The organism is Neobacillus paridis, from assembly GCF_016765675.1.
GTDB lineage: Bacteria > Bacillota > Bacilli > Bacillales > Cytobacillaceae > Neobacillus > Neobacillus paridis.
On sequence record NZ_JAESWB010000355.1, the window covers coordinates 22,693 to 47,322 of the forward strand.

Annotated in this window: 36 protein-coding genes; 34 read left to right on the top strand and 2 right to left on the bottom strand. The window is 41.8% G+C overall.

Features of this window, described 5'->3' with window-relative positions; genetic code table 11:
* From rplP to rpsI, 27 genes are all read left to right on the top strand, one after another.
* Nucleotides 1-435: a 50S ribosomal protein L16 gene (rplP, locus tag JK635_RS20615; protein ID WP_202655811.1), complete on the top strand. Its 435-nt coding sequence runs from the start codon at nt 1-3 to the stop codon at nt 433-435.
* Complete coding sequence (gene rpmC, locus JK635_RS20620; protein WP_202655812.1) at nt 425-625, top strand: 50S ribosomal protein L29; 201 nt, start codon at nt 425-427, stop codon at nt 623-625. Before rplP ends, rpmC begins: the two co-directional genes overlap by 11 nt.
* A 23-nt stretch (nt 626-648) precedes the next feature.
* Nucleotides 649-912, top strand: a complete 264-nt coding sequence (rpsQ, locus tag JK635_RS20625; RefSeq protein ID WP_202655813.1) for a 30S ribosomal protein S17 — start codon at nt 649-651, stop codon at nt 910-912.
* Nucleotides 913-951: 39 nt separating this feature from the next.
* Nucleotides 952-1,320, top strand: coding sequence for a 50S ribosomal protein L14 (rplN, locus tag JK635_RS20630; protein WP_202655814.1), 369 nt, complete (start codon nt 952-954; stop codon nt 1,318-1,320).
* Nucleotides 1,321-1,355: 35 nt separating this feature from the next.
* Nucleotides 1,356-1,664, top strand: coding sequence for a 50S ribosomal protein L24 (rplX, locus tag JK635_RS20635; protein WP_202655815.1), 309 nt, complete (start codon nt 1,356-1,358; stop codon nt 1,662-1,664).
* A gap of 26 nt (nt 1,665-1,690) precedes the next feature.
* Nucleotides 1,691-2,230 (top strand): 50S ribosomal protein L5, encoded by a 540-nt coding sequence (rplE, locus tag JK635_RS20640; RefSeq protein WP_202655816.1) that lies wholly within the window; start codon nt 1,691-1,693, stop codon nt 2,228-2,230.
* A gap of 24 nt (nt 2,231-2,254) precedes the next feature.
* Nucleotides 2,255-2,440 carry a 30S ribosomal protein S14 gene (rpsN, locus tag JK635_RS20645; RefSeq protein WP_001085700.1) on the top strand — a complete coding sequence of 62 codons (186 nt, stop codon included), beginning with the start codon at nt 2,255-2,257 and terminating at the stop codon, nt 2,438-2,440.
* Nucleotides 2,441-2,470: 30 nt separating this feature from the next.
* Nucleotides 2,471-2,869 carry a 30S ribosomal protein S8 gene (rpsH, locus tag JK635_RS20650; protein WP_202655817.1) on the top strand — a complete coding sequence of 133 codons (399 nt, stop codon included), beginning with the start codon at nt 2,471-2,473 and terminating at the stop codon, nt 2,867-2,869.
* 32 nt (nt 2,870-2,901) lie between these two features.
* On the top strand, nt 2,902-3,438 hold the full coding sequence (gene rplF, locus JK635_RS20655; protein WP_202655818.1) for a 50S ribosomal protein L6: 537 nt from the start codon (nt 2,902-2,904) through the stop codon (nt 3,436-3,438).
* Nucleotides 3,439-3,470: 32 nt separating this feature from the next.
* Entirely contained in the window at nt 3,471-3,833 is a 363-nt protein-coding gene (rplR, locus tag JK635_RS20660) for a 50S ribosomal protein L18 (protein WP_202655819.1), read from the top strand.
* Between the two features lie 25 nt (nt 3,834-3,858).
* Entirely contained in the window at nt 3,859-4,359 is a 501-nt protein-coding gene (rpsE, locus tag JK635_RS20665; protein ID WP_202655820.1) for a 30S ribosomal protein S5, read from the top strand.
* A 13-nt stretch (nt 4,360-4,372) separates the two neighbouring features.
* The gene (gene rpmD, locus JK635_RS20670; RefSeq protein ID WP_202655821.1) at nt 4,373-4,555 is read left to right on the top strand and encodes a 50S ribosomal protein L30; all 183 of its coding nucleotides are present in this window, start codon (nt 4,373-4,375) and stop codon (nt 4,553-4,555) included.
* Nucleotides 4,556-4,587: 32 nt separating this feature from the next.
* Nucleotides 4,588-5,028 carry a 50S ribosomal protein L15 gene (gene rplO / locus JK635_RS20675; protein WP_202655822.1) on the top strand — a complete coding sequence of 147 codons (441 nt, stop codon included), beginning with the start codon at nt 4,588-4,590 and terminating at the stop codon, nt 5,026-5,028.
* On the top strand, nt 5,028-6,323 hold the full coding sequence (secY, locus tag JK635_RS20680; protein ID WP_202655823.1) for a preprotein translocase subunit SecY: 1,296 nt from the start codon (nt 5,028-5,030) through the stop codon (nt 6,321-6,323). The genes rplO and secY overlap by 1 nt, the downstream gene beginning before the upstream one ends.
* 66 nt (nt 6,324-6,389) lie before the next feature.
* On the top strand, nt 6,390-7,040 hold the full coding sequence (locus JK635_RS20685) for an adenylate kinase (protein WP_202655824.1): 651 nt from the start codon (nt 6,390-6,392) through the stop codon (nt 7,038-7,040).
* Between the two features lie 288 nt (nt 7,041-7,328).
* Complete coding sequence (gene infA / locus JK635_RS20690; protein WP_007085268.1) at nt 7,329-7,547, top strand: translation initiation factor IF-1; 219 nt, start codon at nt 7,329-7,331, stop codon at nt 7,545-7,547.
* A gap of 36 nt (nt 7,548-7,583) precedes the next feature.
* Complete coding sequence (gene rpmJ / locus JK635_RS20695; RefSeq protein ID WP_000868344.1) at nt 7,584-7,697, top strand: 50S ribosomal protein L36; 114 nt, start codon at nt 7,584-7,586, stop codon at nt 7,695-7,697.
* A 24-nt stretch (nt 7,698-7,721) separates the two neighbouring features.
* Nucleotides 7,722-8,087, top strand: a complete 366-nt coding sequence (rpsM, locus tag JK635_RS20700) for a 30S ribosomal protein S13 (protein WP_202655825.1) — start codon at nt 7,722-7,724, stop codon at nt 8,085-8,087.
* Nucleotides 8,088-8,108: 21 nt separating this feature from the next.
* The gene (gene rpsK, locus JK635_RS20705) at nt 8,109-8,498 is read left to right on the top strand and encodes a 30S ribosomal protein S11 (RefSeq protein WP_202655826.1); all 390 of its coding nucleotides are present in this window, start codon (nt 8,109-8,111) and stop codon (nt 8,496-8,498) included.
* Nucleotides 8,499-8,676: 178 nt separating this feature from the next.
* Nucleotides 8,677-9,621, top strand: coding sequence for a DNA-directed RNA polymerase subunit alpha (locus JK635_RS20710; protein ID WP_202655827.1), 945 nt, complete (start codon nt 8,677-8,679; stop codon nt 9,619-9,621).
* A gap of 74 nt (nt 9,622-9,695) precedes the next feature.
* Entirely contained in the window at nt 9,696-10,058 is a 363-nt protein-coding gene (rplQ, locus tag JK635_RS20715; protein ID WP_202655828.1) for a 50S ribosomal protein L17, read from the top strand.
* Between the two features lie 521 nt (nt 10,059-10,579).
* The gene (locus tag JK635_RS20720) at nt 10,580-11,419 is read left to right on the top strand and encodes an energy-coupling factor ABC transporter ATP-binding protein (RefSeq protein WP_202655829.1); all 840 of its coding nucleotides are present in this window, start codon (nt 10,580-10,582) and stop codon (nt 11,417-11,419) included.
* Nucleotides 11,395-12,264, top strand: coding sequence for an energy-coupling factor ABC transporter ATP-binding protein (locus JK635_RS20725; RefSeq protein ID WP_202655830.1), 870 nt, complete (start codon nt 11,395-11,397; stop codon nt 12,262-12,264). Before JK635_RS20720 ends, JK635_RS20725 begins: the two co-directional genes overlap by 25 nt.
* Complete coding sequence (locus tag JK635_RS20730) at nt 12,261-13,058, top strand: energy-coupling factor transporter transmembrane component T family protein (protein ID WP_202655831.1); 798 nt, start codon at nt 12,261-12,263, stop codon at nt 13,056-13,058. The genes JK635_RS20725 and JK635_RS20730 overlap by 4 nt, the downstream gene beginning before the upstream one ends.
* 12 nt (nt 13,059-13,070) lie before the next feature.
* Entirely contained in the window at nt 13,071-13,823 is a 753-nt protein-coding gene (gene truA / locus JK635_RS20735; RefSeq protein ID WP_202655832.1) for a tRNA pseudouridine(38-40) synthase TruA, read from the top strand.
* A 262-nt stretch (nt 13,824-14,085) separates the two neighbouring features.
* Nucleotides 14,086-14,523: a 50S ribosomal protein L13 gene (gene rplM / locus JK635_RS20740; RefSeq protein ID WP_202655833.1), complete on the top strand. Its 438-nt coding sequence runs from the start codon at nt 14,086-14,088 to the stop codon at nt 14,521-14,523.
* A 19-nt stretch (nt 14,524-14,542) separates the two neighbouring features.
* Complete coding sequence (rpsI, locus tag JK635_RS20745; RefSeq protein ID WP_202655834.1) at nt 14,543-14,935, top strand: 30S ribosomal protein S9; 393 nt, start codon at nt 14,543-14,545, stop codon at nt 14,933-14,935.
* A gap of 104 nt (nt 14,936-15,039) precedes the next feature.
* Here the strand turns inward: rpsI and JK635_RS20750 are convergent, their stop codons facing one another.
* Nucleotides 15,040-16,044: a DUF4855 domain-containing protein gene (locus JK635_RS20750; protein ID WP_202655835.1), complete on the bottom strand. Its 1,005-nt coding sequence runs from the start codon at nt 16,042-16,044 to the stop codon at nt 15,040-15,042.
* Between the two features lie 142 nt (nt 16,045-16,186).
* Here JK635_RS20750 and JK635_RS20755 point away from each other — a divergent pair, with 142 nt between their 5' ends.
* Nucleotides 16,187-17,170 (top strand): glycosyltransferase family 4 protein, encoded by a 984-nt coding sequence (locus JK635_RS20755; RefSeq protein ID WP_202655836.1) that lies wholly within the window; start codon nt 16,187-16,189, stop codon nt 17,168-17,170.
* Nucleotides 17,171-17,240: 70 nt separating this feature from the next.
* Nucleotides 17,241-17,933, top strand: a complete 693-nt coding sequence (locus tag JK635_RS20760; RefSeq protein WP_202655837.1) for an N-acetyltransferase — start codon at nt 17,241-17,243, stop codon at nt 17,931-17,933.
* A gap of 220 nt (nt 17,934-18,153) precedes the next feature.
* Here JK635_RS20760 and JK635_RS20765 read toward each other — a convergent pair whose 3' ends face one another.
* Nucleotides 18,154-19,464, bottom strand: a complete 1,311-nt coding sequence (locus JK635_RS20765) for a nucleotide sugar dehydrogenase (protein WP_202655838.1) — start codon at nt 19,462-19,464, stop codon at nt 18,154-18,156.
* Nucleotides 19,465-19,836: 372 nt separating this feature from the next.
* Between JK635_RS20765 and JK635_RS20770 the strand changes: the two genes are divergently transcribed.
* The 5 genes from JK635_RS20770 to JK635_RS20790 all read left to right on the top strand — a co-directional run bounded on the left by JK635_RS20770 (nt 19,837) and on the right by JK635_RS20790 (nt 24,547).
* Nucleotides 19,837-20,940, top strand: a complete 1,104-nt coding sequence (locus JK635_RS20770; protein ID WP_202655839.1) for a DegT/DnrJ/EryC1/StrS family aminotransferase — start codon at nt 19,837-19,839, stop codon at nt 20,938-20,940.
* A 1-nt stretch (nt 20,941) separates the two neighbouring features.
* Nucleotides 20,942-22,018 (top strand): Gfo/Idh/MocA family protein, encoded by a 1,077-nt coding sequence (locus tag JK635_RS20775; protein ID WP_202655840.1) that lies wholly within the window; start codon nt 20,942-20,944, stop codon nt 22,016-22,018.
* 2 nt (nt 22,019-22,020) lie between these two features.
* A complete protein-coding gene (locus JK635_RS20780) occupies nt 22,021-22,992 on the top strand; it encodes an NAD-dependent epimerase/dehydratase family protein (RefSeq protein WP_202655841.1) in 972 nt (323 codons plus the stop codon).
* Complete coding sequence (locus tag JK635_RS20785; protein WP_202655842.1) at nt 22,967-23,956, top strand: glycosyltransferase family 4 protein; 990 nt, start codon at nt 22,967-22,969, stop codon at nt 23,954-23,956. Before JK635_RS20780 ends, JK635_RS20785 begins: the two co-directional genes overlap by 26 nt.
* Nucleotides 23,957-24,103: 147 nt before the next feature.
* Complete coding sequence (locus tag JK635_RS20790) at nt 24,104-24,547, top strand: YbaK family protein (protein WP_202655843.1); 444 nt, start codon at nt 24,104-24,106, stop codon at nt 24,545-24,547.
* Nucleotides 24,548-24,630 lie beyond the last annotated feature (83 nt).

Genomic DNA, 24,630 nt, shown 5'->3' on the forward strand with positions numbered 1-24,630 from the left:
ATGTTATTGCCAAAACGCGTAAAATTCCGCCGTCAACATCGTGGGAAAATGCGTGGAAACGCAAAAGGCGGTACTGAAGTAACTTTCGGTGAATTCGGTTTACAAGCAACAGAAGCTTCTTGGATTACAAACCGTCAAATTGAAGCGGCTCGTATTGCGATGACTCGTTACATGAAACGTGGCGGTAAGGTATGGATCAAAATTTTCCCTCATAAGCCTTACACTGCTAAGCCTCTAGAAGTCCGGATGGGTTCCGGTAAAGGTGCTCCAGAAGGCTGGGTAGCTGTGGTAAAGCCAGGGAAAGTAATGTTTGAAATTGCCGGTGTTTCTGAAGAAATCGCTCGTGAAGCTCTTCGTCTAGCATCACACAAACTTCCTGTAAAATGTAAGTTTGTAAAACGTGAAGAAATTGGTGGTGAATCAAATGAAAGCTAATGATATTCGTGACCTTACCACTGCTGAAATTGAACAAAAAGTTAAATCCCTAAAAGAAGAGCTTTTCAACCTTCGCTTTCAATTGGCGACAGGACAACTTGAAAATACAGCTCGCATTCGTGAAGTACGCAAAGCGATTGCTCGCATGAAGACTGTTATTCGTGAAAGAGAAATCAGCTTTAACAAGTAAAACTCGAGAGGAGGTTCACATTGATGAGTGAACGTAACCACCGCAAGGTTTACACTGGACGCGTTGTTTCCGACAAAATGGATAAAACTGTTACCGTTCTTGTTGAAACATACAAAAAGCATCCGCTTTATGGTAAACGCGTTAAGTACTCTAAAAAGTTCAAAGCTCATGATGAGCAAAATCAAGCAAAAGTTGGCGACATCGTACGTATAATGGAAACTCGCCCGCTTTCAGCTACAAAGCGCTTTCGTCTAGTTGAAATAGTAGAAAAAGCTGTTATTATTTAATTGTTCGGAAGATAGCTTTTCCGAAGGGAGGTTACACATATGATTCAACAGGAAACACGTTTGAAAGTTGCTGACAACTCCGGTGCTCGTGAAGTACTGACGATTAAAGTTCTCGGTGGTTCAGGCCGCAAAACGGCTAACATTGGTGATGTGATCGTTTGTACCGTCAAACAAGCAACACCAGGAGGCGTTGTTAAAAAAGGTGACGTTGTTAAAGCAGTTGTTGTCCGTACTAAGAGCGGTGTACGCCGGCCAGATGGTTCCTACATTCGTTTTGATGAAAACGCATGTGTGATTATTAAAGAAGATAAGAGCCCACGTGGTACTCGTATCTTTGGACCAGTAGCCCGTGAACTTCGCGATAACAACTTTATGAAAATTATTTCTTTAGCTCCAGAAGTTTTATAATATCAATTAAATTGCCTTTAAGGAGGTGCGAATAGATGCATGTAAAAAAGGGTGATAAAGTCAGAGTCATCTCTGGTAAGGATAAAGGCAAAACAGGCGTAATCCTGGCGGCTTATCCAAAAGACAACCGCGTATTAGTAGAAGGTGTAAACATTGTGAAAAAACACTCTAAACCTTCTCAAGCAAATCCACAAGGCGGAATCCTCAGCTTTGAGGCACCAATTCATGTATCAAACGTAATGCCTATCGATCCTAAGACAGGTAACCCGACTCGTGTAGGTTATAAGACGGTTGATGGCAAAAAAGTACGCGTAGCAAAATCCGGTGAAGTTTTAGATAAATAGTTTATAGAAGAAGGGAGGTACACGAAATGAACCGCCTAAAAGAAAAATATGTGAAAGACATTACCCCAGCTCTTATGAGCAAGTTTAATTATAAATCTGTTATGCAAGTACCAAAAATCGAAAAAGTCGTTATCAATATGGGTGTTGGTGACGCCGTTCAAAATGCAAAAGCACTTGATAACGCAGTAGAAGAACTATCCTTAATTACAGGTCAAAAACCTGTGGTAACTCGTGCGAAGAAATCAATTGCTGGATTCCGTCTGCGTGAAGGGATGCCGATCGGTGCAAAAGTTACCCTTCGTGGTGAGCGCATGTACGAATTCCTGGATAAATTAGTTTCTGTATCTTTACCTCGTGTACGTGACTTCCGTGGAGTTTCTAAAAAAGCTTTCGATGGTCGCGGTAACTACACATTAGGTATTAAAGAGCAGCTAATCTTCCCTGAAATTGATTACGATAAAGTAAGCAAAGTTCGTGGTATGGATATCGTTATCGTAACTACTGCCAACACTGATGAAGAAGCTCATGAGCTCTTAACTCAAATTGGAATGCCATTCCAAAAGTAATCGCTAAATAAGGGAGGCGAAAATGTGGCTAAAAAGTCAATGATTGCGAAACAAAAACGCACGCCTAAATTCAAAGTACAAGAGTACACACGCTGCGAACGTTGCGGACGTCCACACTCTGTATATCGCAAATTTAAGCTTTGCCGTATTTGTTTCCGTGAATTAGCATACAAAGGACAAATTCCTGGTGTTAAAAAAGCTAGCTGGTAAAACTAGAGTTTGTGGAAGGAGGTAAAAATAATGGTCATGACAGATCCGATTGCAGATATGCTTACTCGTATTCGCAACGCGAATATGGTACGTCACGAAAAATTAGAAGTACCTGCTTCTAATATTAAAAAAGAAATCGCCGAAATCTTAAAACGTGAAGGTTTCGTACGTGATGTTGAATATATCGATGACAATAAACAAGGAATTATCCGTATCTTCTTAAAGTACGGTGCAAATAATGAACGTGTTATTACTGGCTTGAAGCGCATTAGCAAGCCTGGCCTGCGGGTTTATGCTAAATCAAATGAGGTACCACGTGTCCTAAATGGTCTGGGTATTGCGCTTGTATCAACTTCACAAGGTGTTTTAACCGATAAAGAAGCTCGGGCAAAACAAATCGGTGGCGAAGTATTAGCTTACGTTTGGTAAGTCGAGTTTTTGAATGAATGGAGGTGCACTAAATGTCTCGCGTAGGAAAAAAACCTATTGAAATTCCGGCAGGTGTAACAGTTTCTTTAAACAATCATACTGTTACCGTAAAAGGCCCAAAAGGCGAGCTTACTCGCTCTTTCAATCCGGAAATTACTATTAATATTGAAGAAAACATCGTTACAGTTACTCGTCCTTCAGATTCAAAAGAACACCGCACATTACATGGAACAACTCGTGCGCTCTTAGCGAACATGGTTGAGGGTGTTTCTAAAGGATTCGAGAAAAGTCTAGAACTAATCGGGGTTGGATACCGTGCTCAAAAACAAGGTAAAAAGCTTGTATTGAACGTTGGTTATTCACATCCTGTAGAAATGGAACCAGAAACTGGCCTGGAAATTGAAGTACCATCCAATACAAAGGTTACGGTAAAAGGTACCGATAAAGAACGTGTTGGTGCATTGGCAGCCAATATTCGTGCGGTTCGTCCTCCAGAGCCTTATAAAGGCAAAGGAATTCGCTATGAAGGTGAATATGTACGCCGCAAAGAAGGTAAAACAGGTAAGTAATGCCGCATAGGTAAACGAAAGGAGTGACGTAAATGATTACGAAGCTAGATAAAAACGCTGTTCGCCGTAAAAGACATGCTCGTGTACGCGCGAAATTAAGCGGAACTTCAGCTCGTCCACGTCTAAATGTGTTTCGTTCAAATAAGCATATTTATGCTCAGTTAATCGATGACAGCAAAGGAGTTACTTTAGCAAGTGCTTCTACACTAGATAAAGAGCTTAACCTTGAGTCTTCAAGCAATATCGAAGCAGCTAAAAAAGTCGGAGAATTAGTTGCAAAACGTGCGGTGGAAAAAGGTATTACAGCTGTTGTGTTTGACCGTGGAGGATACCTATACCATGGACGTATTCAAGCATTAGCCGATGCTGCACGCGAAAACGGCTTACAATTTTAATAGACAAAGGAGGGACTAAAGAAAGATGCGTCGTATTGATCCAAACAAGCTTGAACTAGAAGAACGCGTAGTTACGGTTAACCGTGTTGCGAAGGTTGTAAAAGGTGGACGTCGTTTCCGTTTCTCTGCACTTGTTGTAGTCGGAGACAGAAACGGTCATGTCGGTTTCGGAACCGGTAAAGCACAGGAAGTTCCTGATGCAATTCGTAAAGCAATTGAAGATGCCAAGAAAAATCTAATTGAAGTACCAATGGTTGGAACGACTGTTCCTCACGAAGTAGTTGGACGGTTTGGAGCTGGCGAAGTCTTGTTAAAACCGGCTGCAGAAGGTACCGGAGTTATTGCAGGTGGCCCAGTTCGTGCGGTTCTTGAATTAGCTGGGGTTCAGGATATCCTTTCCAAATCTCAAGGAACAAATACACCAATTAACGTAATTCGTGCAACCATTCAAGGATTAACACAATTAAAACGTGCTGAAGACGTAGCGAAATTACGTGGTAAATCAGTAGAAGAACTGTTAGGATAAGGAGGGAAATCAAATGGCAAATAAACTTGTAATTACCCTCAGCAAAAGCGTGATCGGTCGCCCGCAGGACCAACGCGAAACAGTTAAAGCACTGGGCTTACGTAAATTAAATCAAACAGTTGAGCATCAAGATAATCCAGCCATTCGCGGCATGATCAATAAAGTTGCTCACCTTGTAACTGTTAAAGAACAATAATCGAACGTTGTTTTTCATAAGGAGGTGCCGAAATGAAACTTCATGAATTAAAACCTGCAGAAGGTTCACGTCAGGAACGTAAACGTAAAGGACGCGGTATTGGCTCAGGTAATGGGAAAACTGCCGGTAAAGGTCATAAAGGTCAAAAGGCCCGTTCTGGCGGTGGAGTCCGCATTGGTTTTGAAGGTGGCCAAACACCGTTAGCCCGCCGTTTACCGAAACGGGGCTTTACGAATATTAGCCGTAAAGAGTACGCCATTGTGAACCTTGATGTGTTAAACCGTTTTGAAGAAGGTACAGAAGTAACTCCAGAACTTCTGATTGAAACGGGTGTCGTAAGTAACGAAAAATCTGGAATTAAAATTCTTGCAAAAGGGAACGTAGAGAAAAAGTTGACTGTCAAAGCTCACAAATTCTCCTCTGCTGCTAAAGAAGCGATTGAAGCTGCCGGTGGAACTACCGAGGTGATCTAATGTTCCAAACACTCTCCAATTTTATGCGCGTGGGTGATATACGACGTAAGATCATATTCACCCTTTTAATGTTGGTCGTTTTCCGACTGGGTACGTTTATTCCGGTACCTAACGTAAATGCAGAGGTGCTGGCAGATCAAGATAAGTTAAGTGTTTTTGGTATATTAAATACCTTTGGCGGTGGGGCACTGAGACAGTTTTCCATCTTTGCCATGGGTGTTATGCCATACATTACAGCTTCGATTATTATCCAGCTCCTGCAAATGGATGTAGTACCAAAGTTAACGGAGTGGTCTAAACAAGGAGAGGCGGGACGCCGTAAGACAGCCCAGCTTACCCGTTATATGACCGTAGTTCTTGGATTTATCCAGGCTCTAGGGATGTCCTATGGCTTTAATAATTTGGCAGGCGGTCAATTAGTTGAAAACCCTGGAATTCCTACTTATTTACTAATTGCGGTTGTATTAACAGCTGGCACAGCCTTTTTAATGTGGCTGGGTGAGCAAATAACAGAGAAAGGTGTTGGAAATGGTATTTCCATCATCATTTTTGCTGGGATTGTTGCTGGTATTCCCAATGTTTTAAACCAAATTTACGTACAACAATTTGAAAATGCTGGAGAAGCATTATTCATCCGTATTGTAACCATGTTGGTCATCGCATTAGTAATTATTGCTATTTTTGTTGGAGTTATTTTCATTCAACAAGCAACACGTAAAATTCCGATTCAATATGCAAAACGGATGGCAGTAGGACGGAATCCGGTTGGCGGTCAGTCGACCCATATGCCATTAAAGGTAAATGCAGCTGGCGTTATTCCAGTTATCTTTGCTGTCTCCTTTCTCGTAACACCAAGAACGATTGCCTCATTCTTTCCACAAAATAGTGTAACACTGTGGATTATGAAGGTATTTGATTACTCTCACCCGATCGGGATGATCATATATGCTGCCTTAATTATCGCGTTTACTTATTTTTATGCTTTTATTCAAGTTAATCCTGAACAAGCAGCGGAAAACTTACAAAAGCAAAGTGGCTATATTCCAGGTATTCGTCCTGGTAAAAGCACACAGGAATATTTAACACGCGTCTTATATCGTTTAACATTTGTCGGAGCGCTTTTCCTTACGGTGATTGCGGTGCTTCCGGTCTTCTTTATTAAGATTGCCAACCTGCCACAATCTGCACAAATCGGCGGAACAAGTCTGCTCATTGTAGTCGGGGTTGCTCTGGAAACATATAAGCAGCTTGAGGCACAATTAGTTAAACGTCATTATAAAGGTTTTATTAAGTAACAGGTGAACGGGTTCCTCACACAGAGGACCCAATCAACCTACTTTAGAGCACGAGGGGGAACACGTGTGAATTTAGTATTAATGGGGCTTCCAGGTGCCGGTAAAGGTACGCAGGCAGAACAAATCGTTGAAAAATACGGCATCCCTCATATCTCAACAGGAGATATGTTCCGTGCAGCGATGAAAGAGGGAACAGCGTTAGGATTACAAGCAAAGTCATTCATGGACAAAGGTGAACTGGTCCCGGATGAAGTTACGATTGGGATTGTCCGTGAACGGCTCAGTAAAGAAGACTGTAAGCAAGGCTTCTTGCTGGATGGTTTTCCGAGAACCGTACCTCAGGCAGAAGCGTTGGAAACTCTGTTACAAGAGTTGGGTAAAAAAATTGATTATGTCATTAATATTAATGTTGATAAAAGTATTTTAATGGAGCGTTTGACTGGACGGAGGATCTGTAAGAGCTGTGGTGCTACCTATCATCTAGTATTTAACCCTCCGGCAAAAGAGGGCATTTGTGACCGTTGTGGCGGAGAGCTCTACCAACGGGCTGATGATAATGCGGATACAGTTCAAAACAGATTAGATGTCAATATCAAACAACAAGAACCATTATTGACTTTCTATGAAACAAAAGGATATTTACGCAACATTGATGGTCAGCAGGATATTAAAAAAGTTTTTGCTGATATCGAAGAATTGTTGAGGGTTATCAGTTAATGTTCAACCCGATAAATCCTGGCATGCGACTCTCGATTATCTCCCTAAAGATTTGATAGTATGTGAAAGCAATTGGCTTTTCTATTGTCCTAAGAATATAGGACCGAGAGTTGGGCAAGAATGACATGAGGATAATATTCCTTCATTAAGTAAAATTTACTTGCGGACAAATAACGTACAGTATGGTAAACTGGAAAGGTTGCTAACAACTTACGAATGGGAAGACCCGCTTTACATTACTAGTCTTAATGAACCGCTTATTTCCAAATGAGAAGGGAGACGAGACCGATGGCCAAAGATGATGTCATTGAAATTGAAGGTAAAGTCATTGAAACTTTGCCAAACGCGATGTTTAAGGTAGAATTAGAAAATGGTCATACAGTGCTGGCTCATGTTTCCGGAAAAATTCGAATGCACTTTATTCGTATTCTTCCTGGTGATAAGGTCACTGTTGAGCTTTCTCCATATGACTTAACACGCGGAAGAATTACGTACCGCTTTAAATAATCGCTTGCACTCCGTACTATTAAGGAGGTTAGGATAATGAAAGTAAGACCATCTGTTAAACCGATCTGCGAAAAATGTAAAGTTATCCGTAGACGCGGAAAAGTTATGGTTATCTGTGAAAACCCTAAACATAAACAAAAACAAGGATAAACTCGAGGGAGGTGCACATTCTAAATGGCACGTATTGCTGGTGTAGATATTCCACGTGAAAAACGTGTAGTAATCTCATTAACTTACATTTATGGTATTGGTAAAAATACCGCGCAAAAAATCTTAGCGGAAGCTGGCGTTTCAGAAGATACACGTGTACGTGATTTAACGGAAAGTGAACTTGATAAAATCCGTGATATTGTCGACCACTTAAAAGTTGAAGGTGATCTTCGTCGTGAAGTTTCTCTTAACATTAAGCGTTTGATGGAAATTGGCTGCTATCGTGGCTTACGTCATCGCCGCGGCTTACCGGTTCGTGGACAAAATACGAAAAACAATGCTCGTACACGCAAAGGTCCTCGTAAGACTGTAGCGAACAAGAAGAAGTAATCGGCAAAGGAGGTAAATGAAATGGCACGTAAAACAAATACACGTAAACGTCGTGTAAAAAAGAATATTGAATCAGGTGTTGCACACATCCGTTCAACTTTCAATAATACAATTGTAACCATCACTGATGTACATGGAAATGCGATTTCATGGTCAAGTGCAGGGGCGCTTGGATTTAAAGGCTCTCGTAAGTCTACTCCATTTGCCGCACAAATGGCTGCAGAAACAGCTGCAAAGGCATCGATGGAGCATGGAATGAAAACTTTAGAAGTAACGGTTAAAGGACCTGGTGCAGGACGTGAAGCTGCTATTCGTGCACTTCAAGCTGCTGGTCTTGAAGTTACCGCTATTAAAGATGTTACACCTGTTCCACATAACGGCTGCCGTCCGCCAAAACGTCGTCGTGTATAATTTTTCTGTATAGAATTTATATCACCTGTCTATAATGGGATATGATATGAATTTGTGTAAACTTTATACGGAAGACTTATTCCAGTTGTTGTGCTTAAAAACGGGAACATATACATGGGGGAATTTCGATTAGCAACTGTCTAATTGAGGTTTCGACGTTTTGAAGGAGGGTTAATGGATGATCGAAATAGAAAAACCAAAAATCGAAACGGTTGAGATCAGCGATGATGCCAAATACGGTAAGTTCGTCGTAGAGCCACTAGAGCGTGGATATGGTACCACTTTGGGTAACTCCTTACGTCGTATCCTTTTATCTTCACTGCCTGGTGCCGCTGTTACCGCGATTCAGGTCGATGGGGTACTTCATGAGTTCTCAACAATTGAAGGCGTCGTAGAGGATGTAACTTCCATTATCTTAAACATCAAAAAAATTGCTTTAAAAATCTATTCTGACGAAGAAAAAACATTGGAGATTGATATGCAAGGTCCTGGTCCGGTCCTAGCAGGGAACATTACCCATGATAGTGACGTTGAGATCTTAAATCCAGACCTTCATATTGCAACATTAGCGGCAAATGGGCATCTCCGTATGCGGTTAACAGCCAGACGGGGCCGTGGTTATACACCGGCTGATCAAAATAAACGTGAAGACCAGCCAATTGGTGTGATTCCGATTGATTCCATTTATACGCCTGTTTCTCGTGTGTCTTATCAGGTAGAGAACACTCGTGTAGGACAACTGTCGAATTACGACAAGCTTACACTTGATGTGTGGACAGATGGAAGCACTGGACCTAAGGAAGCAATTGCTCTTGGTTCAAAAATTTTAACGGAGCATTTAAATATCTTCGTTGGCTTAACGGATGAAGCGCAAAATGCTGAAATCATGATTGAAAAAGAAGAAGATCAAAAAGAAAAAGTTCTCGAAATGACCATTGAGGAACTTGATCTTTCCGTTCGTTCATATAACTGCTTAAAGCGTGCTGGCATTAATACGGTTCAGGAATTGGCCAACAAAACTGAAGAAGATATGATGAAAGTACGGAATTTAGGCCGTAAATCACTTGAAGAAGTGAAGGCAAAACTAGAAGAGCTTGGATTAGGCTTGCGTAAAGACGATTAGTCCGTTTTTTGAACACTAAGAATTTTTACCTAAGCGATCCGTTTTAATGACTTCAACAAAGGAGGGAACCCTTCATGGCATACAGAAAGCTAGGACGCACAAGTGCACAAAGAAAAGCAATGCTGCGTGATTTAACAACCGATTTAATTATCAATGAGCGCATTGAAACAACAGAAACACGTGCCAAAGAATTACGTTCGACTGTTGAGAAAATGATTACGCTTGGAAAACGTGGTGACCTTCATGCTCGCCGTCAAGCCGCTGCTTACGTACGTAACGAAGTAGCAGATGCAGAAAATGGTCAAGATGCACTACAAAAGCTATTCTCTGATATCGCTCCACGTTACCAAGAGCGCCAAGGTGGATATACTAGAATTATGAAACTTGGACCACGCCGCGGCGATGGTGCTCCAATGGTTATTATCGAATTAGTATAAAAATCTTTTCAGACAACAAGGGCGCTGGACAGTTTTGTAACAAACTTGTTCTCTGCCCTTTTGTTGTACAGAGGCGAAGCGTCGCAATAGCGAATCTGAATATTTAAGTATTAGTGGAAATGATTGAATTTCAGACTTGAATATAGGCAAGCTAAGCTCTGCTCACACCGCCTGATGAACCAGCCAAAAAGAGTGTTATGATGAGCACAACTCTGTTTTTTAGAGCTTCCGGTTTTCCATTAACCATCTGAAGAAAGGAGCACCGATCTCCTTTTTTGTGACTCGTCTAGCTCATGCACCTCTTCCATTTAAAAAATTTTTATACATGCAGAAGTTGCTAAAAGCACTGCCCTGGGAAGAGGTGCAGGCTTTTTTTGTATATCAGAAAGGGACGAAATATAGCAAAGTTCTATTTCTTCAAACAAATCTATGTTATTTTTATAGATAGTATACGAAATGGAGCTATAGCTTAACGTAAGCTGCCATTTAGAAAGGCAGTTGGGTTAGGGGGGAACACAGCAATGAGCAAAGCAATTGTGTCACTAAAAGAGGTGACTTTTCAATATGATGGACAGGAGCGAAATGCCCTTAATCATGTTTCCTTTGAAATATATGAGGGGGAGTGGCTGGCGATTGTCGGTCATAATGGGTCGGGAAAATCGACAATGGCAAAACTGTTAAATGGTCTACAATTTCCCAAAGAGGGGGAAATCACTGTATCCGGTATGAAATTAGTCGAAGAAAACATTTGGGATATTCGTAAAAAGATCGGGATGGTGTTTCAAAACCCTGATAATCAATTTGTTGGAACAACTGTCCAGGATGATGTGGCTTTTGGTTTAGAAAACATGGGCATCCCCAGGGAAGAGATGATCCATAGGGTTGAGGATTCATTAAAAAAGGTTAAAATGGATACGTTTCTGCATCAAGAGCCGCACCATCTTTCAGGCGGACAAAAGCAGCGCGTTGCCATTGCCGGTGTCCTCGCATTAAGGCCAGCCATCATCATTTTGGATGAAGCAACATCTATGCTGGATCCAAGGGGCCGGGCAGAAGTATTAGAAACGGTCAGAACGCTAAAGGATGAAAAAGCTTTGACGGTTATTTCGATAACCCATGATTTAGAGGAGGCTGCAAAAGCTGATCGAATCATTGTGATGAATAAAGGCGAAGTTTTTCGGGAAGGCACACCTGAAGAAATTTTCTCAATGGATGAGCAATTGATTGAATTAGGATTAGATATCCCATTTTCAGTTAAAGTGATGAAAGCATTTAGAAAACAAGGAATTTCGTTAGCAAAGCATTATTTATCGGAAGAAGAGTTGGTGGAAGAGTTATGGACATTTCGCTCTCGCATGTAGATTACCGTTATCAAGCTAACACCCCATTTGAGCGGCTTGCGATCCAGGATGTATCGATTGAAATTCCCTCAGGTACGTATTTGGCGATCATCGGGCATACCGGTTCCGGCAAGTCTACCGTGTTGCAGCATTTAAATGCTTTGCTGATTCCTTCTGAAGGAACCGTGACAATAGGGGATAGAGAAATTAAAGCACATCAAAAAAATAAAGACCTGCGTCCTGTCCGTCAGCGTGTTGGGATTGTCTTTCAGTTTCCAGAACATCAGCTGTTTGAGGAAACAGTCGAAAAGGACATCATATTTGGACCCATGAATTTCGGTGTTTCCGAAGCAGAGGCAAAGAAACGGGCCCGAATTGCCTTGAAACAGGTGGGCTTAACTGAGGAAATCCTCGATAAATCTCCATTTGATTTATCGGGCGGGCAAATGCGCCGGGTGGCGATCGCAGGGGTGTTAGCAATGGATCCGGATGTGATTGTTCTCGATGAACCAACAGCTGGGTTGGATCCTCGCGGGCGCAAAGAAATTATGGACATGTTTTATGCGCTTCACAATGAACGGAAGCTATCGACCATTCTGGTAACCCATAGTATGGAGGACGCCGCTAGATATGCGGATCAAATTGTCATCATGCAACAGGGGAAGGTTGTTAAAAAAGGATCCCCTGAAGAAATTTTCTCCGCTCCCCAGGATTTAATGCAAATGGGGCTGGATGTCCCTGAGGTAGTCCGTTTTCAATTAAAGCTAGAGGAAAAAGGGAACATCAAGCTGGAGAAGATCTTTTTATCGATTGAACAATTATCGGCGGCTGTAGCGGAGCAGTTAAGGCGGGGTGTGACATCATGATGGAGAAAATGATTTTTGGCCGTTATGTTCCTGCAGACTCGATGATTCATAAAATGGACCCGCGTTCGAAATTAACGATTATTTTTCTGTTTGTTTGTATTATCTTTATCGCAAATAATTGGCTGACTTATACCATTATTGGCGTTTATACATTTTTGATGATCGGGTTGTCGCGGATACCCATCCGCTTCTTATATGGCGGCTTAAAGCCGGTTCTATGGCTGGTAGCATTTACCTTTCTGTTACAGCTGTTTTTTACGCGGGAAGGAACCGTTGTGGTGGATTGGGGGTTCGTGAAAATCTATGCTGAAGGAATTAAGATGGGTTTCTATATCTCCTTTCGGTTTTTCTTTCTGATCTTAATGACTTCCTTATTGACATTGACAACGACCCCAATTGAAATTACCGATGGACTTGAAAGCCTGTTAAACCCATTAAAGAAACTCCGCTTTCCGGTTCATGAAATGGCGCTGATGATGTCTATTTCATTAAGGTTTATTCCAACGCTGATGCAGGAAACAGACAAAATCATGAAAGCACAGATTGCCAGAGGCGTCGAATTTGCCAGCGGGCCGCTAATGGAACGGATTAAGGCGATTATCCCACTATTGATCCCGTTGTTTGTCAGCTCGTTTAAGCGAGCCGAGGAGCTAGCGATTGCCATGGAAGCGAGGGGCTATCGCGGCGGTGAAGGTCGAACCAAATATCGCCAGTTGAGCTGGAAAACAGTTGATACCTTGCAGCTGGCTTTCCTAGCAGTGGTGACAATTATGCTAATCTATTTTCGTTCCTAATGGAGTTTAACTATGCAACGGTATAAAGCAATTATTGCCTACGATGGCACAGATTTTTTCGGGTATCAAGTCCAACCCAACAAGCGCACCGTGCAAGCGGAATTGGAAGCGGTGTTGGCGAAGATGCATAAAGGGCGTGAAGTGAAAGTATCGGCTTCAGGCCGTACGGATGCCGGCGTTCATGCCAAGGGACAGGTAATTCACTTTGACTCACCGCTATTGATCCCTGATGATAAGTGGGTCGTTGCCTTAAATTCACTGCTTCCTGACGATCTTTCCATTCTTCATGTTGAAAAGGTCAGCCCTTCCTTCCATGCCCGCTATGATGCGGTTGGGAAGGAGTATCGCTATCGGCTGCTGTTGTCAAAAAAGCGGGACCCGTTTGAACGAAAATTTTCGTATCGTTATCCTTACGCCTTGGATTTGGCGGCCATGCGGCAGGCAAGTCAGTATGTAGTTGGCCAGCCGCTAGACTTTACCAGTTTTTGCTCAGCCAAGACAGAGGTGGTCGATAAGGTACGGACAATTGAAACGATTGATTTTTTGCTCGATGACGATTTACTCACACTTCGTTTTGTGGGCAATGGCTTCTTGTACAATATGGTACGGATATTAGTCGGAACATTGCTGGAAGTAGGATCTGGTGAACGGTCTCCCGAAGATATGACGGCTATTTTAGCCAAAAAAGATCGGCGCTTTGCCGGTAAAACAGCCCCACCGCAGGGATTGTTTTTGTGGAAGGTGTTTTACGAAAAGTATGGTTAAAATAAATGAATGAAAACAACCCTACCAGGTGTAACATTTTTCTTGACAATTAGTCCCTGAATATTTATTATATAATATGTGTGTGTTTTTAATCCCACGATAAAGCCCCGGAAAGTTTTAGTCGTGATTTGAAAATATATGATCGAAAAATTAAGCTGTACAGCGGCAATGATCGTTAATTCCAAGAAACAGAATTTGACGCTCGCTGCTGGTGATAGTGCCAAAAAATAATTTTTGAGGATTTTAATTAGGAGGGAAATTCATGCGTACAACGTTTATGGCAAATGCCAACAATATCGAGCGCAAATGGTACGTTGTTGATGCAGAAGGCAAAACCCTTGGTCGTCTTGCTTCCGAAGTAGCATCAATCTTACGTGGAAAACATAAACCAACTTATACACCACATGTTGACACTGGTGATCATGTAATTATTCTAAATGCATCTAAAATTCAACTTACTGGTAATAAATTGAATGATAAAATTTACTACCGTCACAGCTTACATCCAGGCGGTTTAAAACAAAGAACGGCTCTTGAGATGCGTACGAACTATGCTGAGAAAATGCTTGAGCTTGCAGTAAAAGGCATGCTTCCAAAAAACTCTCTAGGTCGCGCAATGTTCAAAAAATTACATGTGTATGCTGGCGCAGAGCATCCACACCAAGCACAAAAACCAGAAGTTTACGAGCTTCGCGGTTAATTAAAAGGAGGGAAATCACTTGGCACAAGTTCAATATATTGGTACCGGTCGCCGTAAGAGCTCAGTTGCTCGCGTACGTTTAGTCCCAGGTACAGGTAAAATTGTTGTTAATGGTCGTGACATTGAAGAATATATCCCATTTGAAGCTTTACGTGTTGTTGTAAGACAACCATTAGTAGCTACTGAAACTCTTGGCAGCTATGATGTTCTAGTCAACGTAAAAGGAGGCGGCTACACTGGTCAAGCTGGCGCAATCCGTCATGGTATTGCCCGTGCATTACTGCAAGTTGACCCAGAATTCCGTCCAACCTTAAAACGTGCAGGCTTGTTAACTCGTGACGCCCGTATGAAAGAGCGTAAGAAATACGGTCTTAAAGGCGCTCGTCGTGCACCTCAGTTCTCAAAACGTTAATCTTCATGAAAACAATGATATATCAACGTTTACAGGCTATTTCATTTCTGGTGAAATAGCCTGTTTTTGTTTTACCGATCCTTTTATACCAGTTCGTTATATGGTTATGCCGGGAATGCCGCGGTCGGATAAACAGGAGAATAAACCTTTTTGATAAAAGAATAGAGATAGGTGTATTCATTGGGATGATTTTGATAAATCTCGCGCATGGTCTGATTCGGAAATTGAAACACGAGAAGGCTCTTAGTCATGTACTCGTTGTAAACACCGTAATTTAAATAATCAAGCAAATGATTTTCTTTATACATCAACCCTTTTCCGAAGGTGATTTGCATGCCAATACGAAAATATTGGGCAAACACCGTAGAATTGGCAATCCAGGGAAAGTCTGGCCCGGTGGTTCCATAAAAATTTGGATGCGTACAGGTAGCGTCAAAGCCAAACTTTTTCCATTCCACGCATCCGACAGAACCATATTGTTGCAGCCATAAAGACAGTAACCCTTTTTGTCGAATATAGGTGGTCATCTTTTGCACAAGATTTTCATCTTGGCTGTCAATGGATGCCCGCGGCCAGACAAATCCTCGAAGGGTTAATTTTTCTTGGAGATGCTTGGCCTTTTCCCATTTGCTTAAAAACCTGTTGATCCACCATGTCATCGCTAAGACTCTATGTTCTTCAATTTTAAAATTAATGGCTGCCCCTTCCACTTTACCAAAGTTTGTTTGGGTAATATTGGGATATGGGACGGTCACCCATATATCCAGCTTTTTTCCGTCTGTTGTGTTTTTTGCTGCAGCATCCAAATTATAATTTCGTAAGAAAAGTCGCTTTAATGCTAGCTTCCAATCTTCCTTTTCTACTGGTTTGCCAAAATCAGTATACATCGGGTACATAAAATGATCTTTTCTACCGCAGATTGGATTGAAGATCAATCCGCCAAACATTGAATCGATGGCAACATCATTTACTAAATAGAATTGATATGGTTTTAAATCCTCCGCTGTCCAATTACAAATCCCGCTTTCAGATTCATCTCCATAAGGAAGCACACAAAGATGATTTTGGATACCAAGTTCTTCGGCTGTCATATATTGATTTGTTGACAAATGAATTCTCACCCTTTCCTTTTGTCCTATTACAGCGTATGAGCCCTTGGAATAAATGGTGAGTCCGCACGTCCCTATTTTTTGTAATATAACTAACCAACTTATCCAATGTGAATATACTATAGCGGAAGGAGAGATGTATATGAACATTGTGCATGCCCCAACTGAAATTGCTGGGCAGATGGGGATTATTTGTAAAGAGCTGCGGAAAAAGGGACATCATGTTGCCGGATATAACTGTTTTCACACGTATTTGAATTATAAGGGAGACATTATCAATACGGATGCCTTTGAGATATTGAAGGAAATGGAGTTTCTCGTTAAGAATACGGATATTTTCCACTTTCATAATGCTAACACGTTAATGCAAGATTTCGCGGATCTTCCGCTCTTAAAAGCAAACGGGAAGAAAATGATCATGCATCACTGGGGCAGTGACGTCCGCAGTGAAGCAATGGTCAAAAAGCTGAATCCCTATCCGCTTCCGCCCACCTATTATACGGATGAAGAAATTCACAAACAGCTTACGTTTCTTTCTCAGTATATTGATACAGCCATCGTCCAAGATTATGAAACGTACCCTTACGTAAAGGATTATTACAAAAATGTCTTTATACTGCCACTTGCCTGTAATGTCGAAGAATTTGAGCCTGCGTATCCATCTGTTACAAATCATCATCCTGTCATTATTCATGCCCCAACCAATCGCGCCTTTAAAGGCTCTGACTATGTAGAAGCAGCTATGGAGCAAATTCAAGGCAAGGCACCGTTTACATTTAAAATTCTCGAAAAGATGAGTCATGAAAAAGCCATCGCTGAGTATAAGAATGCAGATATTATTATTGATCAGCTGCTCTGTGGAACATATGGCATGTTCAGTGTTGAGGCAATGGCGATGGGGAAACCGGTCGTCGCATTCATTAGAGATGATGTCCGCAGTAAGTTTCCTGACGAACTGCCCATTGTCCAGGCAACTCCGGAAACTCTTGCTGATGTACTACTTGAATTAATTCAAGACCCACAGCGGCGCTATCAACTTGGAGTAGCCGGTAGAAAATATGTGGAAACCTATCATTCGGGTGAAAAAATAGCAAGCGAGCTTTTATCCATTTACCAGCAGCTTTGATAGTGAAAGTGAAGCGTTATCTCTTATGGGAAACAGCTTCACTTATTCCATTATAGGAGGGGGTCGGTGTATGATCCATGCATCAGCACAAATAGGTCATAATGTCACATTTGGGGAGAACGTAGTAATTGAAGAGAATGTCGTAATCGGAAACAATGTCACGATTGGGCATAACGTGATTATTAAAAAGGATACGAGGATTGGGGATTTTGTTCAAATTGGAGAACTGACGGTTCTTGGCAAGCCAACATCTTCTAACAAAAAAATGGCACGAAAGCCGGGAAAAACCCTTGATCCATTAGTGATTGCAGATCATGTTACGATTGGCTGTAATAGTGTGATCTATCGTCATGTCAAGTTAGAATCTGGTGTTTTTGTCGGTGACTTAACAAGTATCCGAGAAAAGGTAACAGTCGGCGAAGACAGCATTGTGGGCCGTAATGCCATCGTGGAAACAAACACACGGATTGGAAAGCGTGTGACTATTCAAACGGGCTGCTATATTACCGCAGATATGATCATTGAAGATGAAGTATTTATTGGACCATGTGTTTCTTCATCAAATGATAAGTATATGGGGATGGGGAATTTCAAACATCAAGGCCCCGTTATTAAAAGAGGAGCAAAGATTGGGAACAATGCGACCCTTTTACCGGCAGTTACGATTGGGGAAAATGCCATTGTTGGAGCGGGCAGTGTGATTACGAAGGATGTTCCGGCCAACAAGACCGTTGTTGGAAATCCAGGAAGAATAAAAGAATAGCCCCTCTATAGGGACAATATGAATTGTTAAACCACAAGGACCGGGTCGTATTGCCCGGTTTTTCAGATGAAAAATGAAAAAACTCCAGCACTTTTTTCGAAAAACCATCCAGCGTTAGCGTTATTCCGAGGTTTTTTAAGTCTGTTACAGAGGATAGTCAACGATGTGGACAATAAAAATCAGTGGGAAAGGATAATCCCCCACTGATCAAAGTAATCCTCTATAAATTGTCTCCTTCTCCAAGACGAACGACATGGGCTGTGCCTTGATGTCCTTTTGTCACATTCCTCGTATCAAAAACAAGCTGGGCGTGGTGTAAGATTTTGTCCAGTGGAATGGATGAGTGATCTGTTAAAATAATCACACAATCCATTTCGCTTAATAAGTTCTCTGTTAAAGCAACACTGGTCATCGAATGCTCCAGAATTGTTAATTGTGGAATATATGGGTCATGGTAGCTGACAGTGGCCCCTTTTTGGATAAATTGTTTCATGATCTCTAATGTCGGAGAGTCCCGTATATCAGCGACATCCTTTTTATAAGTGATACCGTAAATCAAGATTTTTGCAGAAGAAAGTGTCTGTGTTGGTTTTAGCAGCTCCTCAGTCCGAGTCACGATGTAGTCAATCATCTTTGTATTGATTTGGTCCGAGATGGTGATAAAGGCACTACTTGTCTCATATTGTTGCAGTTTCCATTGAAGATAGATCGGATCAACCGGGATGCAATGACCACCAATTCCCGGCCCCGGGTAAAATGGGGTAAATCCATATGGTTTAGTGGCAGCGGCACTAATCACTTCCCAGATATCAACTTTTAATTGATCACACAGCATCGCCATCTCATTTATAAATGAAATATTGACAAAACGGAACGTATTTTCAAGTAGCTTGGTCAGTTCTGCAGCTTCTGTTGAAGAAACAGGTACCACTTCACGGTAAATTTTCTGGTAAAGAGCTAATGCCTTGTCTCGACACTGCTCCGTCACTCCCCCAATGACCTTCGGGATCTCATCGACCCGAAAATTTTTATTGCCTGGGTCAATTCGTTCAGGTGAATTCGCCAAGAAGAAATCAGTGCCCACCTTTAACCCGCCTTTTTTCAGAATAGGCAAAAGTACTTCTTTTGAAGTACCCGGGAAAGTAGAGCTTTCTAAAATAACAAGCTGGCCTTTTTGAAGTCTTGCGGAAATTTCCATTCCGGCACTCATAATAAAGCTTACATCCGGTGTCTTATGCTGAGTTAAGGGGGTAGGTACACAAATAATAATGGCATCGACAGCTTTTATCGCATCAAAATTGGTGGTGGCATGGAAGTGCCCGCTATCTGTGACCTTTTTTAATGTCGTGTCATCAATGTCTCCGATATAGCTTCTTCCCTGTTGTAGCTTCATTACCCGATTAGTATCTAGATCAATTCCTGTTACATAAAAGCCTTTTTCCCCGAGCATGACAGATAAAGGAAGACCTACGTATCCTAATCCAATAACTGCAATGGTCTCTGTTTTCCTCTGTGAATCTTGGATGTCCATTTATTTACTCTCCTCATTTCTAAAAAATATATTACATCATATGTCTGCCAATTAGGGTGGAAATGGACAAACATCTAAATCGTGAAATTCGATCACAATTTAGGACATAATCATACAATTTGCGGAAAAACGGTTAATGGAGCCATAGAGGGTGATAAAAAAGGGAAAATCAATGATGAATAGTTACCTGCCGTTTCCCCGTGTATCTGTAAGTCATAGATTAGGATGACATATAAACAACATGACTAGATCAAATGATGTTTATCTGGCTTTCTTCATGATGCGCAGCCTGAAAAATAGAACATGCATGGAAAAGGCGGATGCTTGAAAGACCAGTGTACGCATATTTGATATAGAGAGAAGGGGAAGAGAATGATTAACCTTGTCGATTTAAGACGTCAGTTCAAAAGTGTTGAACAAGAAGTGCTGCAGGCTATAGCAGAGGTGATTGAAGGCGGCCAGTATATTTTAGGGCCAAAAGTGAAAGAGCTTGAGGCAAAAATTGCAGGGCGGTTAGGTGTTACAGAAGCGGTTGCTGTTGCCAATGGAACGGATGCACTTGTGCTTACCCTTGAGGCATACGGAATTGGGCCTGGAGATGAAGTGATTACCACACCATTTACCTTCTTTGCAAGCGCGGAAGCCATCTCGAGAGTCGGAGCTGTTCCGGTGTTTGCAGATGTAGACCCGGTATCCTATAATATTAGCCCTAGTGAAATAGAGGGGAAAATAACAGAAAAGACAAAGGCCATTATTCCTGTACATCTATTCGGGCTGCCCGCTGATATGGATGAAATTAATGAGATTGCACAAAGACATGGACTCATCGTTATCGAAGATGCCTGTCAAGCGTTTGGAGCTATGTATAAGAATCAAGCGGTTGGCAGTCTGGGAGATGCTGCATGTTTCTCCTTTTTCCCAACAAAAAATCTTGGAACCATGGGGGATGGGGGAATCATTACAACATCGGATCGTGAACTGGCAGATAAAATTAGAAAACTTCGCACCCATGGAACAACCAAGAAATATTTCCATGATCGCATCGGTTATAATAGCCGGCTTGATGAAATGCATGCCGCCATCCTGCTCATCAATCTTGCGAAAATTGACGAATGGAATCAAAGAAGAAGAGAGCTTGCGGAGCGTTATCGTACGTCTCTCGCGGGAGTCTCCGATTTAACATTACCCGTAGAGTCCGATCACTGTACTCATATTTATCACTTGTTTTGTATAGGTTCACAGCGCCGTGAAGAACGGATGAAGAAGTTGCTGCAAGCGCAGATCCAAACAGCCGTGTATTACCCCCGTTGCCTTCATTTACAGCAGGTATATGCTCCATTAGGATACAAAACAGGGGATTTCTCGGTTGCCGAAGCGTTGTCTGAAAGGCTTTTTGCGGTTCCTATGCATCCATTTTTAACAGAGCAGGAACAAGATCAAATTATTTCGATATTAAAACAAAAGGATGAAAACTAAAATGACGGTTCGATTTGGCTTGATTGGCTGCGGGTTCATCTCAAGAAAGCATCTTCAGGCATTGGCCAGCTGTAAGGATGCACAGCTAACCGCCATTAGTGACCTGCATGTGGCGCGAATGGAGGAAACAAAGGAGTACTATCAATCCATTTCAGGAGAACCCCAAACGATCACATGTTACACAGATTATCGAGAAATGCTTGCAGATTCGCAAATTGATGCCATTATTATTGCTTCTTTCTCCGGATTGCATGCCTTGATGGCTAAAGAAGTCCTCCGCGCGCAAAAACATGTTGTCCTGGAAAAGCCGATGGCACTGTCTATTGCAGAGGCGAATGAAATCATCGCACTGGCAGAGAAACAGCAAAGGGAACTTATGGTTTGCCACCAACTGCGGTTTCGGCCAGTCATGCAAAAAATAAAACAGCTGATTGACACCGGAAAAATTGGAAAACCTTATTTGGGTGTTGCTTCGATTCGAATTAATCGCACACCAGACTATTATTCAGCTGCTGCTTGGCGGGGGAAATGGTCTACTGATGGTGGAATGCTAATCAATCAAGGCATTCATCTAGTGGATCTGCTGCAATGGTTTCTTGGCGATGTAAAAACGGTGTATGGAGAAATCACTCAAACATCGCCAATCAAGGAAACGGAGGATGTGGCGGTAGGGATTATTCATTTTAAAAATAACGCCAAGGGGATTATCGAGGCGAATATAGTTACAAAGCCTTATAATCTTGGTTACTCTCTATCAATTTTTGGGGAAAAAGGGACAATCTCCATCGAAGGTCCCTCTCTTAATAAAATATCGCGCTGGTTTATGGAAGGAGAGGAAACCAATATGGAAGAACTGGACCAGCTTCTAAATGATGGGAATGAAGAGCTTTATATGTATGAGGACTTTATTGCAGCGGTAAATTCACAGGGCCGACATGTGCTGATTGATGGAAAAGAGGGGAAAAAAGCACTGGAAGTTATTTTTGCTATCTACCAATCAGAATTGAAGAAACAAGTTGTCAACTTTCCATTAACCTCATTCTCCACAACGGATATGAACAGAAAGGAAGGAAACTGACGATGAAATTTGGAAATGTTGTTGTGACGGGCGGTGCCGGATTTTTAGGGTCGCAGCTTGTTAGAAGACTTATGCCCTTATGTGACCATATTTATATTATCGATGATTTATCAACCGGAAATAGGGAGGCCATTCCGCAATCAGACCGGGTCACCTTCTATGAAGGAAGTATTACGAATGAAAAAATATTGGAAGAGGTATTGCCTCAGGTAGAATATGTCTTCCATTTTGCCTGTAAAAATCTCGTCTTATCCGTAGAGAGCATGAATGATGATTTTGAAACCAATCTTTTTGGAGGCTATTTGCTTCTGCAAAAGACACAGGAATGCTGCCGTGGATTAAAGCGATTTGTCTATGCCTCCACTACCTCTATATACAGCCAAGCTGACATTTTACCGACACCGGAATCTTTCTATAATATCAAACTTCCTTATGCAGCCAGCAAATTTTCAATGGAGCATTATTGTCATGTCTATCAGGAAATGTATCAAATGCCGATTAGCATTCTAAGATTTTCCAATGTCTATGGACCAGGGCAGCTCGCTAGCAATCCCTATTGCGGGGTGGTGGCGAAATTCTTCGAGGCAGCGCAAAATCAACAGCCACTGGTTATTTTCGGCGACGGAAGTCAAACGCGGGATTTCACCTATGTGGAAGACGCGATGGATGCGGTATTGCTGGCGGCTAAGAACGAGAAAGCCGTTGGGGCTGTTTATAATGTGGGAACCGGGATTGAAACAAGCGTCCTTGACTTAGCGGAAGAGGTTCGCAAAGTATGCGGGCAGAAAGACCTTCCATTACAGTTTGCTCCAAAGCGAAAAGTGGATGTCGTACAAAGGAGGAGTATCCTGGCTGAGAAGATCCGCGCTGATTTAAAATGGCAACCATCTCATACCATTGCCGAGGGAGTTGCTAAAACCTATCAATGGCTTCAAGGAGGGAAGAAGCTTGAAAATCTTTCACGGAACGACTGAAATTGCCGGACAAATGGGAATTTTGAGCAGTGCTCTGGCAAAAAAAGGGCATTATTCAATAGGCTATAACACGTTCCATTCTTACCTTGGTTATAAGGATTTTCTCGTCAATACCGATCAGGACGGCCTTGAAGAAAAGACTCAGTATATTCTCGATTACTTTGATCTATTTCATTTTCATTATGGCACAACCCTTTCCCCGGAATTTACCGATTTGCCGGAAATAAAAAGCCGAAATAAAAAAATGGTTATGCATCACTGGGGGAATGATGTCCGGTTTCATGACCGGGCGAAAATCCACAATCCATATGTATATACGGGAGACTCCCCACCTAATGAAGATATCCATGCCAAATTATTGAAAATTACCACCTATATAAAAGAAGCCATTGTTCAAGATTATGAGGTGTATGAATACGTCAAAGACTATTATGAGAAGGTACATGTCGTACCCATTGCGATTGACCTGTCCCATTTCGAGCCCAATTATCCGTCCGTGCAAAAGAAAAGGCCGCTTATTCTTCATGCCCCAACCAATCCGGACTTTAAAGGTACCCGCTATATTGAACAGACAATAGAAAGATTAAAGGATGAGTATGATTTTGACTATCAGCGAATTGAGAAAATGAACCATGAGGAAGCGATTAAAGTTTACAGGAATGCGGATATCATTCTTGATCAGGTCTTATGCGGATCCTACGGATTACTAAGTGTGGAATCGATGGCCCTAGGGAAGCCTGTAGTCACATTTATTCGTCCTGATCTTATTTCTACCTTTCCGCCCGGGTTACCAATTGTGAATGCTAATCCTGATAATTTATATGAACAAACCAAAAAGCTGCTTGAACATCCTGAATGGCGTCGTGAACTTGGTGAAAAAGGCCGACAATATGTGGAAAAGGTTCATTCACATGATATCGTAGCCGACCAATTGCTCACCATTTATTTTAATTTAAAGGAATAGAAAAGGAGGACAAAAATTTGCTCGAAGTGTTCGTTATCAAGCGGATGCAGGGCAAAACGGGATAAAAAATTTGGCAATGGAATTCAATCAACTCTTTGCATTTCTTCTGAACGCGGGATAAAGAATAGTGCTAAGAGGTGAAAAGAAGTGACTGTAATTACAACCTTTAAAGAAAAGCGACTGGAAAAACAAATGAAATATGAACGCTCTGTCCTGCGTGAGTTATCGATCCAATCGCTAAAGACGCGGGTGCAGCAATTATTTGGTTCAATGAGACTTACCTCGAACTTGATTATGAATGCGGGTGTTGAAGAGGCCTGTTATGATATCGCCCTTGAAGCTTATTTATTGGGAGCAAAATTCAGCAAGTTTGGCTACTACGGTGAGGAAATCGAAAAAGTCAGACTGCGCTGTTTTCAAGAAGAGAAACATTTAATTGATACCCTGTATAATTTTTTATTATATTGGGGCAGCGGACAAGAAGGCGCAATGAGCGAAGCGCTTTATTACCAGTGCGAGCAATATGTCCATATCTGGTGGCAAGAGGGCTTTGAAAAAGGAAAAATGCGCCATAAACTGCGGTTACATTAACGAATTTACTGTGCATCAGAATGTCCCTAAAAATACATTGACGGCTCACGAAAGAATTTGTCATAGTAGATGGTGACGAGGAC